The organism is Mesorhizobium sp. P2_B11 (assembly GCF_056404855.1).
Genome location: NZ_JBFUDF010000002.1, coordinates 394,511 through 409,088 on the forward strand (window position 1 = coordinate 394,511; position 14,578 = coordinate 409,088).

Below are 14,578 nucleotides of genomic sequence, written 5' to 3' on the forward strand. Positions count from 1 at the left end.
AAATCGGATGATGAGGATGAATATGGAGAATGTAAAACCAGAACCTTCCTCTGCACTAAGCCCGTTCCTCAACGCGTTGCTGCGGGAATGGGATGGCTGGGGATTCATCGACGGGGACCAAACCGGGCTGTTCCGGCCGCAGACGCCCGTGTTGCGCCTGAATTTCCCTGCCTCGCGCGCGGCGGTGCTTGTCGAGGCGCGGCATCGCTCGAAGGTCGGCTACCACGATTTTGCGATGCCGCTGTGGCGACTCGATGCCGATGGCGAGGCGACCGAGATCGATCTTTTCAGTCTTCTGGCGCTGGTCCTGGCGGAACCCGACATCGCCGGCCGGGCGACAGCGAAAAGCCGGCTGACCTTTCTGCGCCGCAGCCTGGCCAGCATCGCCGCGATTGCCGAGGCGACTGCGGCGCGTGGATCGTCGCGGCCCTTCTCAGAAAGTGATCCGGATTTCATCGAAGCCGAAAGCGCTTTGCGCTTCGGCCACGCCGTGCACCCGGCGCCGATGAGCCGCGAAGAGTTCACGCAGTCGGACTCCGAGCGCTTCGGGCATGAATACGGCAATGCGTTCAAACTGCGCTGGTGGGCCGTCGACCCGGCCATCCTTGCCGGCGGCAGTGTCGAACCGCTTGATATCACTGAGATGGCCCGCGGGCTTGCCGTCAGCGACCGGCAGCTGCTGGCCCGTGCCGGCGAACAGCAGGGCAAGGTTCTGGTTCCGATGCATCCGTGGCAGGCGGCACGGCTGATGGTGGAAGACCGCGTCGAGAGGCTGTTTCGCGCCGGCCGCATCGTCGATCTTGGGCTCGGTGGACCGGCCTGGCGGGCCACAACCTCGCTGCGCACGATTCATTCAGCCGAAACCGAGTGGATGCTGAAATTCTCGCTCAGCCTGCGCCTGACCAACTCCCGGCGCATCGTCGAGGAGCATGAGTGCCGTCGCGGCCTTTCAGTCCACCGGCTGGTCAAGGGCAAGCTCGGCGATGCCTTGCAGCGGCGCTGCCCGACCATGACCGTGCTGGGCGAGCCGGCCTGGTTCGGCTTGCGCGACGAAGACGGCCGGCTGATGACGGACACCATCGTCTCGTTTCGCGAAAATCCGTTTCGCGGCACCGGCAGTCCGCGGGCTGCGGTTCTCGGCGCGCTTTGTGAGCGCCATCCCGGCCGCAGCGAGAGCCATCTGTCCGACCTGATCCACCGTATCGCCCGCGGTGAGAAAAGGCCGGTCGGGGAGACAGCGCGTCTGTGGTTCGAGCGGTTCCTCGAAACCGCCATCGAGCCGTTCATCGTCGCTTTCTCGGAATTCGGCCTGCTGTTCGGCGCCCACCAGCAGAACCTTGTCGTCGGCCTTTCCGGCGGCTGGCCGAATGCGCTCTATTTCCGCGACTGCCAGGGCACCGGCTATGTCAAGGAATTCCTGCCCAGGCTGCGCGAATTCCTGCCCGAGGCCGGTCAGGCGGGAGACCATGTCTTCCCGGCGGAAGCGGCCGCCAAGCTGTTCGGCTACTACCTGATCGTCAACGGCGCCTTCGCCGCCGTCGCAGCGCTTGCTGCCGCCGGCCTCAGCAGGGAAGACGACCTGCTGGCGATATTCCGCCGCTCGCTCGAGCGACTGGCTGCCACGCCGATGACCGACCGGTCCTGCGTCGACTATTTGCTCAACGCGCCGACGCTTGCCGCCAAAGGCAATTTCCTGATCGCACTGCGCGACATCAATGAGAACACCGAGGTGACCGACCCGCTGGCCGGTTACGTCGAGCTTCCCAACCCCCTGCATGTGAGAGAGTACGCATGAACATCGAGGCTATGAAAAACTGGTCACCCGCCACTGCTGCCGGCAACGACGGATGGCAGCATCTGGCTTCCGCCGCCGAGCCGCTGGCCATCCGCGCCGGGGATGGGCATGTCAGCCTGGTCAATGCTGAGGGAACAGCGCTCGGACAGGCCCGCATCTCGGTCGCGGACGGCCGCCTGCTCATCGACGACGTTGCTTTCGCCGCTGGCCGTCTCGACCAGCCGCAGATTCTGGCAGGTCTCGTCGATGCGGCGCTGCGCCTGCATCCTTCCGTCGACCGCGCCTTCCTGCCGGCGGCCAAGACACTGTGGCCGGTTTCGACGCTGGCCACCGAGACGGCAGCGGGTGAACCGGAACGCGCCATCATCCATCGCTCGGTCCTGCGCCAGCTGCCGCTGCTGTGGCGCAGCCAGGCCTCGCATGTCACCTATCCTGCGCTGACCACCACGATCGGCCCGCAAGACCGGCTGCCGCCATTGCGGCAACCGCGGCCCTGCGGCCCGATGTATGAGCGCTGGATCCCGGAGATCGGCCTCACCGTGTCGCTGCGTCCGATCGACCGCCGGACCGATCTCGATCTTTTCCATCGCTGGATGAACGATGGCCGCGTCGCCTTCTTCTGGGAGCTTGCCCAGAGCCATGAGGAGCTCGACAAATATCTCGCCGAGCAGGAAAGCGATCCGCATATTTTCGGCGTCATCGCCAGCTTCGACGGCGAGCCGACCGGCTATTTCGAGTTCTACTGGGCCAAGGAGGATCGGCTCGGACCCTATTACGAGCCGCTCGACTGGGACCGCGGCTGGCATGGGCTGATCGGCAATACGCGCCATCTCGGGCGGCCGAAGACGCTGGCTCTGTTCCGCTCCGTCACCCACTATCTGTTCCTGGATGAGCCGCGCACGCAGCGCATCGTCGGCGAGCCGCGCGCCGCGCACCAGAAGATGCTGAGCTATTGCGCCGATGCCGCCTACGACAAGGTCAAGGAGTTCGACTTTCCGCACAAGCGCGCGGCGCTGGTGTGCTGCGAACGCGAGCGCTTCTTCCGCGAGGTGCCGCTGTGACGGTGCAGCAACCGATCGCCAAGGCGGGGGAGGTGACGCACTGGACCGCGATCAACCGCGACGCCGTCGCCAAGGCCATTTCCGAACTGACCTTCGAGGAGTGCCTGGCGCCGCGCGCGCTCTCGCCCGGCCGATGGGAGCTGACGCCCAGTCCCGGCGTGACCTATCGCTTTGCTGCAACAAGGCGCCTGTGGGGCCAGATCTCTCTCCGCCCGGAGACGCTGACGCGCGACGCCGGCATCGAACTGCCGGTCGACGATGCGGTCGCCTTCTTCGCTGACGCACGCGAGACGCTCGGCATGTCGCCGGCAACGTTCTGCACCTATGCGAAGGAACTCTACAACACGCTGATGGCCGACATGCGCATCGCCAAGGCGCGCGGCAGCCGGCCGGCCGCCGAACTCGCCGACCTGCCGGACACCGAGTTGCAGGCGTTGCTCGACGGCCATCCGAAGGCGCCCGCCAACAAGGGCCGGCTCGGCTGGGGGCGGGACGACTTCGAGCGCTACGCGCCTGAATCGGCCGCCGCCATCCAGCTCTTCTGGCTTGCCGCTGCGCGCGACCGTTGTCAGCTGGCGCTCGACTGCGAGATTGACGAAGAGACGCTGTTGCAGGCGGCGCTTGGCGGCGCGGAGCGCGCAAGGCTCGAAGCGGCTTTCAGCGCCGCCGGGGTCTCCCGGTCGACGCACCGGCTGCTGCCGGTCCACCCCTGGCAATGGCAGGCGATGATCGCCTCGCAATATGGCGGCGAGATTGCCGCCGGCCGGCTGGTGCCGCTTGGCCCGTTCGGCGACCCGTTCCTGCCTTTGCAGTCGCTGCGCACGCTTGCCAATGCGGCACGGCCGGAGGCGCTGCACGTCAAGCTGCCGCTGACGATCCTCAACACCTCGGCCTGGCGCGGCGTGCCGGGCAAATACATGGAGATCGGCGCCGATCTGTCGCGCTGGCTGGGCACGGTGGCGGCCGCGGACCCGGTGCTCAACAACGTCAAGGTGTTGAAGGAAGTCGCCGGCGCCTTCTATCCGCATCCGCACTACATTGGCGTTGAAGGCGCGCCCTACCAGTTTTGCGAGATGCTGGGCGCCATCTGGCGCGAAAGCCCGGAAAAGGATTTGGCCACGGGCCAGCGCCCCATGATGATGGGTGCGCTGCCGCAGCGCGATGCGCATGGCAGGCCGATCGCCAGCGCCCTGATCGAACAATCCGGCCTTGGCCCGGAGGCCTGGCTGGACCGCCTGTTCTCCACGGTCTATGTGCCGCTCTACCACTTCATGTGCCGCTATGGCGTCGGCTTCATCGCGCACGGCCAGAACGTCACCATCATTCTCGACGGCGCGACGCCCGTCGGCGTGGCGGTCAAGGACTTTCAGGGCGACCTCGACCTCGTCGACCAGCCGTTTCCGGAACTGGCCGGCCTCGACGCAAAAATCCTGTCGACGCTGAAGCGCCGGCCGCCGGCGCATCTTCTCCAGCATCTGCAGACCGGCCACATCGTCAGCGTCCTGCGCTTCCTGTCCGAAGCGCTGGCCGCCTATGACCGCTTCGACGAGAGGATGTTCTACGCCATCCTCGCCGGCGTGATCCGGCGCTACCAGGCGCAGAACCCTGAGCTGGCGGAACGGTTCGCGCTTTTCGATCTCTTCGAACCAAAGATTCCGCGCATCGCCATCAACAAGGTGCGCTTCGCGATCGGTTATGGCGATAGCGGCGAACGCCCTCTGCCCGACCTCGGCACACCGCTCGACAATCCGCTCAACCCGAGCAAGCCCGGCGACCTCCCATCAGCCCAGCCAGCTCCAGAAGGAGTTCGCCATGACACACACGCTTGACCTCGCCGGCATCGGTATCGGGCCGTTCAACCTCAGCCTTGCCGCCCATCTCGATGCGGTGGACGGTTTTGAAGCCCGCTTCTTCGACCGGGCGACGCGGCTCGAATGGCACCCCGGCATGATGCTGCCGGGCGTCGAACTGCAGACGTCCTTCCTCAAGGATCTCGTCACCGCGACGCATCCGACCAGCCCGTGGTCGTTCATGTCCTATCTGGTGGCGCAGAAGCGGTTCTACGAATTCCTCAACGCGGATTTCTCCGCCATTCCGCGACCGGAATTCGCCCGCTATCTCGCCTGGGTCGGCGAGAACTTGTCATCGCTGCGCTTCTCCAGCGCCGTCGACCAGATCGACTTCGACGGAACGAATTTCAGGCTCCGCATCGGTCGTGAGGCGGTGAGCGCGCGCAATCTTGCCATCGCCGTCGGGCTGAAGCCCAACATCCCTGCCTGGGCGCGAGCGGCGGCGGGCGACCAATGTTTCCACAACGCCCAGGCCGCCAACCGCCTTGATCGCCTGAGCGGACAGCGTATCGCCGTGATCGGCGGTGGCCAGAGCGGCGCCGAAGTGTTGCTGCATCTGATCTCCTCCGACCGCTTCGCCGGCCGCGAGATCGAGTGGATCTCGATGCGGCCGAATTTCCTGCCGCTGGATGACTCGCCTTTCACCGACGAGCTCTTCACACCGGGTTATGTGGAAAATTTTCATCGGCTGCCGCAAGGGCGGCGTGAGACCATCCTGGAACAGCAGCTGCTTGCCGGCGACGGCGCATCGACGAGCACGCTGAAGGCGATCTACCGCCAGCTTTACACGCTGCGGCATCTCTCCGAGGAGACGACGGCGGTCAACATGACGCCGCACCGCGAAGTGCTGAACGTGACGCGGGAAGGCAGCGAATACCGGCTGATCATGCGCAACGGCTTCGACGGCGCCATCGAGACGCGCACGGTCGATGCGGTGGTGCTGGCCACCGGCTATGCCTTCGCCATTCCCGATTGCGTGGCGCCGCTCATGGACAGGATCGCGCTGGACGAGCGTGGCCACTACCGGCTCGACGCCAGCTTCGAGGTTGAATGGGACGGGCCCGATGACCGGCGCATCTACGCGCTCAATGCCGGTCGCCTCAGCCATGGCATAGCCGAGCCGCAGCTCAGCCTGATGGCCTGGCGCAGCGCCAAGATCGTCAATTCGCTGCTAGGACGGGCGCACTTCGACCTCGATCTGCCCGATCCGCCGGTTGCCTGGAGTTCGAGGCACACGACGCAAAGCCTGCATCATCTCGGTACCGGTGCAAGGATGACCGAATCGGGCGCGCGGTGATGTTTGGGCGGGGCAGGGCTGAATCGTCGGGGTCGGTGGACAGACTGAAGCTGCGCGGTGCGCGTTCAGATTGACATCGACCCGACATGGCTTTTGTGGACAGCAGGTTAAACTTTTGGGTCGTCCTCGGAGAACGGGTTCAAGTAAGGCACACCCAGAGTGGCAAAATGCCGGACGTTGGCTGTCAGCACGGAAAGATCGTTCAAACGGGCAGTCGCTGCGATCAAGACATCTGCCAAGCCCGGATTGAAGCCTCTGCCGATCGTGGCATCTTCCAGTCGTCCAGCTTCCCGCGCGACGGCCGCGTCGACCGGGATGATGCGTTGGTCGAAATCAATGACCAGGCTCTCGAACCAAAGGCTGAGGCGTTCTGCTTTTGCGCCCCCGCCAGACCGCATCAGTTTCGCAATGCCTCTTTCCACTTCCAGAACAACGATCGACGACAGGTGCCGCGCTCTCGTTGTTCTGCAACCCACTTGTGAATGCGAGCGGGAAGCGGGGCACGCTCAGGTGCGAAGGCCGAGAGGAAAGATGTATCAAGCAGGTGGCCGCTCAAAATTCGACTTCCCGCGATGGCGATTCGTTGCGTTCAAGCTCAATGCCGCCCGGATACCGGAGCAGGAAGTCGACAAAGGCCTTTTGGCTGTCCTGCGGATAGAGCTTTCGCCCCTCATCGATCGGGACGACCATGGCGGTCGGTTTGCCATGCTTGGTGATGATAGTAGGCTCGCCTTTTCCAGCCGCTTCGACCAGTGCCGAGAGTCCTGCCTTAGCCTCTCGAAGCTGCATGGTTTTCATACCGGCTCTCCTTGTGGTCTCATGTGGTCATAACATAGGAATTGCCAGCAAAAGGAACAGCTCGCATGAAAACCCTTGGCTTGCTCGGCGGCATGAGCTGGGAATCGACCGCCATCTACTATCGCTTGCTCAACGAGATCGTGCGCGAGCGGTTGGGCGGGCTGCATTCGGCCAAGCTGCTGCTCCATTCCTTCGACTTTTCCGAAATCGCCGAACGGCAGCATCATGGCGACTGGGACGGTGCGGGCGTGCTGCTGGCGGATGCCGCGCGCAAGCTGGAGGCGGGCGGCGCCGAAGGGCTGCTGATCTGCACCAACACCATGCACAAGCTCGCCGACCAGGTGCAGGCGGCGGTGTCGATCCCGGTTATTCATATTGCCGATGCCACGGCAGTGGCGGTCAAGGGCGCCGGCGTCAGGCGGCCGGCGCTGCTGGCGACGCGCTTCACCATGGAGCAGGATTTTTACAAGGGCCGGCTGGTGGACAAATATGGCCTCGAGCCGGTGGTGCCGGACCAGGCTGGGCGCGACATGGTGCACCGGGTGATCTATGACGAACTCTGCCAGGGCATCGTCAGCGCGCCGTCGAAGGCGGCCTATATCGATGAAGTCGCGCGCCTGCGGCGCGATGAACAGATCGACGGCGTCATCATGGGCTGCACCGAGATCACCATGCTGATCGGCGCGCGCGATTTCGACATTCCGGTGTTCGACACCACGCGCATCCATGCCGAGGCGGCGGTGGAATTCATGCTGCCCTGACGCAGTTCCAGGAAAGCTTCATCAGGGCGGCGCGGCGACGGCGACAGTTCCGCTGCCGACCACTTTCAGCTTCCATCCGTCGGCTTCCGTGCCGGCGAGATTGAGATGCCCGGTCAGGAAATACAGGCGATCGGTGTCGGGGCCTTTGGCGGTGCAAAACCGGTCCTGCAGATAGGATGGCGGCGTCGCCTGGTAGTAGAGATCCGCCTCGATGCTGGCGGGCCGTGCGCCCTTCGGCAGATCGGCAAGCGGTATCGAATAGCTCAGCGTGTCGCTGCCGCTGCCATCGACATAGTCGGGATCGTCCTCGACGGCGGTGGTTCCGACATCGACGGCGAGCTCTTCATCCGCGCCAAGGGCCTTGGCGATCTCGAGGCGGCTTGGGAGCGGCAGGAAGCCCGAAGGCAATATGCGGTTGTCCTTCACCTCCGTGCAGATCGACAGGAAGCTGGTGGTCAGTTCGCCTTCCGGCTTCGAATGCGCATTGCAGATCGGATTGGGCGTATCGGCTGGCGGCGTCGAGACCAGTTCCTGATAGATCTGAACCTGATCCTGGCGCGTGATCTTCTGGTAGTGCGGCTGGTGCGGCCGCTCGCCGGGATGGAGGCGGCCGGAACAATCGTCTTTCCACCAGAGCTCGCCATCGAGCGCTTTGCCGTCCGGGTCGGTGATAACACCGGCGGCGTTGGTGCGGCCGGAGACCCAGAGCGGCTCGCCGTTCTGGTCGAACACGCTGAAGGTCAAAAACGCGCGCCGGAAACCCACGCCAGAGGGAAATTTGTGACCGGCCAGGTTTTTCACCGTCACCTTGGCGTCAAGCGTGCCGGCTGAAATGGCGAGATCGCTGACAGCGACGGTGGCGGTTGCCTGTGAGGCCTGGTCAAGCATCGCCTGCTCGGTGAGCACGAGCGGATCTATGGCCTTCTTGCCCATCATCGGATCGCGCGTCCTGATGCCGAAGACGTCGGGAAACTGCTGCGCCATCTTGACCAGGAAGACATTGAGACCAACCAGCGTGTGGCGGGCAAAGTGTTCGCGGGCCACAAGGTCGGGCGCGTTGCTGGATTCGGTCTGCGGGAAATTGAGGTTCTCCTGGATGCTGGCGATCTTGCTCGTCGTCGGCGATCCGTCGGGTTCCTTCGACGACATATGGCAGCCCTGGCAGCTCTGTGGCGTGGCGCCGGGGCCAAGCGGAAGCGGCCCGTCGGGAGTGCTGCCGGTTCGATAGGCGCTGAACGCCCATTCCGGATAGGTGGTCTGCTCATAGATATGCGCCAGCGTTTCGGTGCCTTGCAGAACCGGCAAATGAACCGTGTGGCATGTCCCGCAAACTTCGGAACTTATGATCGTGGCGTCGTGAACCGGTTTGATGCCGAGAGCGGTATGCATCGGCCCGACCTCCGGCTTCTCGAAGGGGCCGATGAGCGTGTCAGGCGAACCGACCATGAAGCTGCCGGTGAAGGTCTTGGCAAAACCGGTCGCATGCGGATTGAGCAGCGCCTGGCGCTCGTCGACGCAAGCGTTCTGCGGCCGATCGCCGAGCGGTTCGCTGGCCTTGCTGTTAAGCACCATGCGGTGACAGGTCGTGCAGGTGATGCCGTCACGGGCAAGCATGCCGTAATTGGCATGCGCGGCACCCGGATTGCCGGCAGGCCACGGCACCGCATCGACCATGTCGCGGGAAAACAGTTCGCATTTGCCCGTGCGCGCCTTCTCGTCGATATGGAACTGGCGCTCACCGCCTATGCCATGACAGCCAAGGCAGACATCCTGAACGACGCCGGACATTTTGGGGTGGAAGCTCTGTGTCTCGCTGGCCAGCTGCGCGAAAAATATCGGGTCGCGGCCGCCCAGCCCCATCGGTGAGGTTCGCCAGGTCGCAAAGGGCGACATATTGATCAGGCCGTCGCCATGCGGGTTTGGCTTGGTCATGTCGAATTGCAGCCCGGTGCTGCCGGCATCATGACAGCCAAGACACTGGCTGGAGGTCAGGAAGGTGTCGGATGCGTCGGGCCCCTTGGCGCCGACCCAGGTGTTGTCATAGGTCTCGGATGGCATTCGCGCGACGGTGTCAAAAGTCGGCATCTCGCGCACATAGGCCCGCAGCGCCGCCACAACATCGGCGTTCGGACTGTAAAGCGGCTGGCCAAGGCGCGGGCTGGCATTGACCGGCAAAACGACGGTCTGATGCAAGGTCGGAGCAGGCTCGCTGGTGAAGAAATCCTGTGCGAGATAGTTGAGCGGCTTGCCCGGCTCGCCGGCGATGTTCTTGGGAGACGCGAAGGTCAGATTGTCGGTCGCCGAGGCATGACAGTTCATGCAGTACTGGGCGAAACCCATATTGGGCAGGCTGTTGTTGTCGGCCGGCAGGGCCGGCCAATCCGGAGTCCAGCCGCTCTGGCTGCCAAAGCCGTACCAACCCCAGAACCAGCCATCATAAGAAGCGCCGGCATCGCGAATCATGATAGCGGCGCCGCTGGTTGGAAAAAGCCTGACGGGATCGACCGTCCGGCAATCGGATGCCGGCTCCGAGAACATCTCCTTCACCATGATGGCGCCGTCGGGTACCGGCGGCGGATGACCAACCTCGCCCTCGGCCGGGCGGTTCTTGCGAAGCCAGTCCGCCATCTCGGGCGAATACCAGATCATGACAGGCGCGTGAGTTCCGAAATCCTTGCCCTGCCAGGCGCCGTTGACCAGGGTCGCGATGCGCGGTCCAGCCTGGCGGACGAATTTGTCGTGCACCCATCCGGCGGCCTCGTCGCGGTAGCAGTAGCTGCCCAGATATTGGTTGAGCTTGTTTTCGTAGTCTCCCAGGGACAGCGCCGATGGTTTCCTGATCGTGGGCTCGAGCTGCCGGCAGACCGAGGGGTCGGCGGGAACCATGGCTGTCGGCCGTTCGGCGATGCAGCCGGCGCTGGCGCCCTGCGCTATCCCGGCAAGCGCTGCCGCGGCGACCCAGAGTCTGGCCAGCTTCAAGGCCCGGAAAAGCACCGGCATGATCGTCTCCGCATCTGAGATCCTGCCTGCCACACTTTGTCCACGCAGATTTCGCAAGTGATCGTGAAACATGTGAAGCTGCTAATGTGAACAAGTGGTCGGCGAAACAAATATCGAGACGATAATACTTGGCTTCCCCAGCGGCAAGTCCGGCCATCTATACTGGTGAAGAAATTGCGCCGGGGATGCTTGCCTGGCTGAATTTGCTTGCGCAACAGTCAAATCGGCCCTGCGAGGACGGCCGTTCGTGGTGTGCACGTCCAGCAAGGCTTTGGCGAAGTCCCGGCGCGTCGGCTGCACGCTTGACTTCCGCCAAGGGTGACATTCAATGCACTGCAATTGTTGTAGGGGAGGAGACACAATGGAATTTGCGTTTCCGTGGCCAACCAGCCAGGGCGAATGGCTGGCGTGGTCGAGCGCCGTGGTCACCTTGGCGCTGGGTTTGCTGTTTTTCCTCATGCCGGGATTGGCCTTCAAGATTTTGCGGCTGCAGGTTCGACCGGAAAAGGCAGCGGCGATCGCCGAAGCGCGCGGCCGCATGTCGGGCTTCTATCTCGGCGTCAGCCTGTGCTGCATCCTGCTGGCGCAGCCATGGCTCTATATGGCGCTCGGCTTCTCCTGGCTGTTCACCGCTTTCGGCCGCTTGCTGTCGATGATGTCTGATGGCGCCAACACGCCTTTCAACTGGGTTTCGATCATTGTCGAGCTGGTGCTGGCCGCACTGCCGCTCGCCTTCGTCTTCGGCTTTCTGCCCTGAATCCAACGGCTTCGGTTGAACTCTGCCGCCGGATGCGACAATAGTGCCTGAAAAGCATGCGGAACGACGCATTGCGGTCTTAAAATGCCTGTGCTAGACGGCAATCGACTTTCGGCCGGGGATAGCGGAAGCCGCGTCTCCGTGCTTGGAAAAACTTAGTAAGGTCAAAGATTTAGCCAGAGTTTTTGCTCGCGCCAACAATCTGCGGCCTGTCAGACAAGAGAAAAGACGGTCCGTGGCTCAATCGTCATCGCCAATCTCAGGTGTCGCAGAACGCTACGCGGGTTCGCTGTTCGAACTCGCGCTGCAGTCCAATTCGGTGGCCAAGGTCGAGGCCGACCTCAACAGCTTCGCAACGATGCTGGATGGCAGCGCCGACCTGACCCGCCTCATCAACAGCCCGGTGTTCTCCAGCGAGGACCAGGCCAAGGCCATCGCGGCGATCGCCGACAAGGCCGGCATCACCGGCCTGACCGGCAATTTCCTGCGCGTCGTCGCCCGCAACCGGCGCCTGTTCGCCGTGCCCGGCATGATCAAGGCGTTCCGCCAGATCGCCGCCGAGCATCGCGGCGAGACCGCCGCCGAAGTCACCTCGGCGCATGAACTGACGGCGGCCCAGCAGACCGAACTCAAGGCCACGCTGAAAGGCGTCGCCGGCAAGGACGTGGCCATCTCGGTCACCGTCGATCCTTCGCTGCTCGGCGGGCTGGTGGTCAAGATGGGCTCGCGCCAGATCGATACGTCGCTCAAAACCAAACTCAATTCGCTCAAGCTTGCACTGAAAGAGGTCGGCTGATGGACATCCGCGCCGCGGAAATTTCCGCAATTCTGAAAGACCAGATCAAGAATTTCGGCAAGGAGGCCGAGGTCTCCGAAGTTGGACAGGTGCTGTCCGTCGGTGACGGTATCGCCCGCGTCTATGGCCTCGACAATGTCCAGGCCGGCGAGATGGTCGAATTCCCCGGCGGCATCCGTGGCATGGCGCTCAACCTCGAAGCCGACAATGTCGGCGTCGTCATCTTCGGCGCCGACCGCGACATCAAGGAAGGCGACACCGTCAAGCGCACCGGCGCCATCGTCGATGCGCCCGTCGGCATGGGCCTGCTCGGCCGCGTCGTCGACGCGCTCGGCAACCCGATCGACGGCAAGGGCCCGATCAAGGCGACCGAACGCAAGCGCGTCGACGTCAAGGCGCCCGGCATCATCCCGCGCAAGTCGGTGAACGAGCCGATGTCGACCGGCCTCAAGGCTATCGATGCGCTGATCCCGGTCGGCCGCGGCCAGCGCGAGCTGGTCATCGGCGATCGTCAGACCGGCAAGACCGCCATCATCCTCGACACGATGCTCAACCAGAAAGCGGTCCACGAGAATGGCCCGGAGAAGGAAAAGCTCTACTGCGTCTACGTCGCCATCGGTCAGAAGCGCTCGACCGTCGCGCAGTTCGTGAAGGTTCTCGAAGAGCGCGGCGCGCTTGAATATTCGATCATCGTCGCCGCCACCGCTTCCGATCCGGCGCCGATGCAGTTCCTGGCGCCGTTCACCGGCGCCACCATGGGCGAATATTTCCGCGACAACGGCATGCATGCGCTGATCAGCTATGACGATCTGTCGAAGCAGGCCGTCGCCTACCGCCAGATGTCGCTGCTGCTGCGCCGCCCGCCGGGCCGCGAAGCCTACCCGGGCGACGTGTTCTATCTGCACTCGCGCCTGCTCGAGCGCGCCGCCAAGCTCAACGACGATCTGGGCGGCGGTTCGCTGACCGCGCTGCCGATCATCGAGACGCAGGCCAACGACGTGTCGGCCTACATTCCGACCAACGTGATCTCGATCACCGACGGCCAGATATTCCTCGAAACCAACCTGTTCTTCCAGGGCATCCGTCCGGCGGTCAACGTCGGCCTGTCGGTGTCGCGCGTCGGTTCGTCGGCGCAGATCAAGGCGATGAAGCAGGTTGCCGGCTCGATCAAGGGCGAGCTCGCGCAGTACCGCGAAATGGCTGCGTTCGCGCAGTTTGGCTCCGACCTCGATGCCGCCACCCAGCGCCTGCTCAACCGCGGCTCGCGCCTGACGGAACTCCTGAAGCAGCCGCAGTTCTCGCCGCTCAAGGTCGAGGAACAGGTTTCGGTGATCTTCGCCGGCGTCAATGGCTATCTCGACAAGCTGGCGATCAACCAGGTCGGCAAGTTCGAACATGGCCTGCTCAACCACATGCGCTCGGCCGGCAAGGACGTGCTGGACGGCATCCGCAAGGAAAAGGCGCTGTCGGACGATCTGCGGGCCAAGCTGAAGGCCGAGATCGACGCCTTCGCCAAGACCTTTGCTTGAGAAAAGCCGGACGCACGGGATCAGGTTTGAAGCATGCCTTCGTTAAAAGACCTTCGTAACCGTATCGCCTCGGTCAAGGCGACGCAGAAGATCACCAAGGCGATGCAGATGGTCGCCGCGGCGAAGCTGCGCCGCGCGCAGGAAGCTGCGGAAGCAGCTAGACCCTATTCCGAGCGGATGGGCGCGGTGCTGGCCAACATCACCCAGGCGATCGGTGGCGGCGGCGATGCCCCGGCGCTGATGACCGGCACCGGCAAGGATGATGTGCATCTGCTCGTCGTCTGCACGGCCGAGCGCGGCCTGTGCGGCGGCTTCAATTCGCAGATCGCGCGTCTCGCCCGCGACCATATCCGCCGGCTTTTGGCCGACGGCAAGCAGGTCAAGATCATCTGCGTCGGCAAGAAGGGTTTCGACATCCTGCGCCGCGACTATGCTTCGATGATCCTCGAACGCGTCGATCTGCGCGAGGTCAAGACGCTTGGCTTCGTCAATGCCGACGCCATTGCCCGCAAGGTCATCCACCTCTTCAACGAGGGCGGTTTCGACATCTGCACGCTGTTTTATTCGCAGTTCAAGTCGGTGATCAGCCAGATCCCGACGACACAGCAGATCATCCCGGCCGGCATCGCTTCCACCCCGGCCGAGGCGACCGCCGGCGGCAATGCCGTCTACGAATACGAGCCGGAGCCGGGCGAAATCCTGACCGACCTCATTCCGCGCAACATCTCGGTCCAGGTCTTCCGCGCGCTGCTTGAAAACGCAGCCGGCGAGATGGGCGCCAAGATGAGCGCCATGGACAATGCGACGCGCAACGCCGGCGACATGATCAACAAGCTGTCGATCACCTACAACCGCCAGCGGCAGGCGCAGATCACCAAGGAACTGATCGAAATCATTTCGGGCGCCGAGGCGCTCTAGGCGCGACCGCCAGAGG

The 14,578-nt window shown here is 63.7% G+C and carries 12 protein-coding genes; 9 read left to right on the plus strand and 3 right to left on the minus strand.

The annotated features are described in order from the left end of the window. Positions 1-16: 16 nt before the first annotated feature. From AC1DYJ_RS06250 to AC1DYJ_RS06265, 4 genes are read left to right on the plus strand one after another with little or no spacing between them, the layout of a single operon-like run. Positions 17-1,795, plus strand: a complete 1,779-nt coding sequence (locus AC1DYJ_RS06250) for an IucA/IucC family protein (RefSeq protein ID WP_477425987.1) — start codon at positions 17-19, stop codon at positions 1,793-1,795. Continuing rightward, positions 1,792-2,856, plus strand: coding sequence for a GNAT family N-acetyltransferase (locus tag AC1DYJ_RS06255; RefSeq protein ID WP_477286377.1), 1,065 nt, complete (start codon positions 1,792-1,794; stop codon positions 2,854-2,856). The genes AC1DYJ_RS06250 and AC1DYJ_RS06255 overlap by 4 nt, the downstream gene beginning before the upstream one ends. Beyond that, positions 2,853-4,685: an IucA/IucC family protein gene (locus AC1DYJ_RS06260; protein WP_477286379.1), complete on the plus strand. Its 1,833-nt coding sequence runs from the start codon at positions 2,853-2,855 to the stop codon at positions 4,683-4,685. Before AC1DYJ_RS06255 ends, AC1DYJ_RS06260 begins: the two co-directional genes overlap by 4 nt. Then, on the plus strand, positions 4,669-6,003 hold the full coding sequence (locus tag AC1DYJ_RS06265) for a lysine N(6)-hydroxylase/L-ornithine N(5)-oxygenase family protein (protein ID WP_477286381.1): 1,335 nt from the start codon (positions 4,669-4,671) through the stop codon (positions 6,001-6,003). The genes AC1DYJ_RS06260 and AC1DYJ_RS06265 overlap by 17 nt, the downstream gene beginning before the upstream one ends. 107 nt (positions 6,004-6,110) lie before the next feature. On the opposite strand, the gene AC1DYJ_RS06270 is transcribed toward AC1DYJ_RS06265, so the two are convergent. Next, complete coding sequence (locus AC1DYJ_RS06270; protein WP_477425989.1) at positions 6,111-6,479, minus strand: PIN domain-containing protein; 369 nt, start codon at positions 6,477-6,479, stop codon at positions 6,111-6,113. Between the two features lie 76 nt (positions 6,480-6,555). Further along, positions 6,556-6,801, minus strand: a complete 246-nt coding sequence (locus tag AC1DYJ_RS06275; RefSeq protein ID WP_477286385.1) for a type II toxin-antitoxin system Phd/YefM family antitoxin — start codon at positions 6,799-6,801, stop codon at positions 6,556-6,558. 65 nt (positions 6,802-6,866) lie between these two features. Here AC1DYJ_RS06275 and AC1DYJ_RS06280 point away from each other — a divergent pair, with 65 nt between their 5' ends. After that, positions 6,867-7,562: an aspartate/glutamate racemase family protein gene (locus AC1DYJ_RS06280; RefSeq protein WP_477286387.1), complete on the plus strand. Its 696-nt coding sequence runs from the start codon at positions 6,867-6,869 to the stop codon at positions 7,560-7,562. A gap of 21 nt (positions 7,563-7,583) precedes the next feature. On the opposite strand, the gene AC1DYJ_RS06285 is transcribed toward AC1DYJ_RS06280, so the two are convergent. Next, positions 7,584-10,562 (minus strand): hypothetical protein, encoded by a 2,979-nt coding sequence (locus tag AC1DYJ_RS06285; protein WP_477286389.1) that lies wholly within the window; start codon positions 10,560-10,562, stop codon positions 7,584-7,586. Positions 10,563-10,923: 361 nt separating this feature from the next. Here AC1DYJ_RS06285 and AC1DYJ_RS06290 point away from each other — a divergent pair, with 361 nt between their 5' ends. From AC1DYJ_RS06290 to AC1DYJ_RS06305, 4 genes are all read left to right on the plus strand, one after another. Next, a complete protein-coding gene (locus AC1DYJ_RS06290; protein WP_477286391.1) occupies positions 10,924-11,319 on the plus strand; it encodes an AGROH133_08824 family phage infection protein in 396 nt (131 codons plus the stop codon). A 235-nt stretch (positions 11,320-11,554) separates the two neighbouring features. Beyond that, positions 11,555-12,115 carry a F0F1 ATP synthase subunit delta gene (locus tag AC1DYJ_RS06295; protein ID WP_477286393.1) on the plus strand — a complete coding sequence of 187 codons (561 nt, stop codon included), beginning with the start codon at positions 11,555-11,557 and terminating at the stop codon, positions 12,113-12,115. After that, positions 12,115-13,644 carry a F0F1 ATP synthase subunit alpha gene (gene atpA, locus AC1DYJ_RS06300; RefSeq protein WP_477286395.1) on the plus strand — a complete coding sequence of 510 codons (1,530 nt, stop codon included), beginning with the start codon at positions 12,115-12,117 and terminating at the stop codon, positions 13,642-13,644. Before AC1DYJ_RS06295 ends, atpA begins: the two co-directional genes overlap by 1 nt. Before the next feature lie 33 nt (positions 13,645-13,677). Continuing rightward, entirely contained in the window at positions 13,678-14,562 is an 885-nt protein-coding gene (locus tag AC1DYJ_RS06305; RefSeq protein ID WP_477286399.1) for a F0F1 ATP synthase subunit gamma, read from the plus strand. The last annotated feature ends 16 nt before the right edge of the window (positions 14,563-14,578 follow it).

Bases quoted from the DNA above. Each gene is read 5' to 3' on its own strand.
- AC1DYJ_RS06275 (WP_477286385.1), bottom strand. From the start codon at position 6,801: ATGAAAACCATGCAGCTTCGAGAGGCTAAGGCAGGACTCTCGGCACTG.
- AC1DYJ_RS06250 (WP_477425987.1), top strand. From the start codon at position 17: ATGAATATGGAGAATGTAAAACCAGAACCTTCCTCTGCACTAAGCCCG.
- AC1DYJ_RS06285 (WP_477286389.1), bottom strand. From the start codon at position 10,562: ATGCCGGTGCTTTTCCGGGCCTTGAAGCTGGCCAGACTCTGGGTCGCC.
- AC1DYJ_RS06305 (WP_477286399.1), top strand. From the start codon at position 13,678: ATGCCTTCGTTAAAAGACCTTCGTAACCGTATCGCCTCGGTCAAGGCG.
- AC1DYJ_RS06265 (WP_477286381.1), top strand. From the start codon at position 4,669: ATGACACACACGCTTGACCTCGCCGGCATCGGTATCGGGCCGTTCAAC.
- AC1DYJ_RS06290 (WP_477286391.1), top strand. From the start codon at position 10,924: ATGGAATTTGCGTTTCCGTGGCCAACCAGCCAGGGCGAATGGCTGGCG.
- atpA (WP_477286395.1), top strand. From the start codon at position 12,115: ATGGACATCCGCGCCGCGGAAATTTCCGCAATTCTGAAAGACCAGATC.
- AC1DYJ_RS06255 (WP_477286377.1), top strand. From the start codon at position 1,792: ATGAACATCGAGGCTATGAAAAACTGGTCACCCGCCACTGCTGCCGGC.
- AC1DYJ_RS06280 (WP_477286387.1), top strand. From the start codon at position 6,867: ATGAAAACCCTTGGCTTGCTCGGCGGCATGAGCTGGGAATCGACCGCC.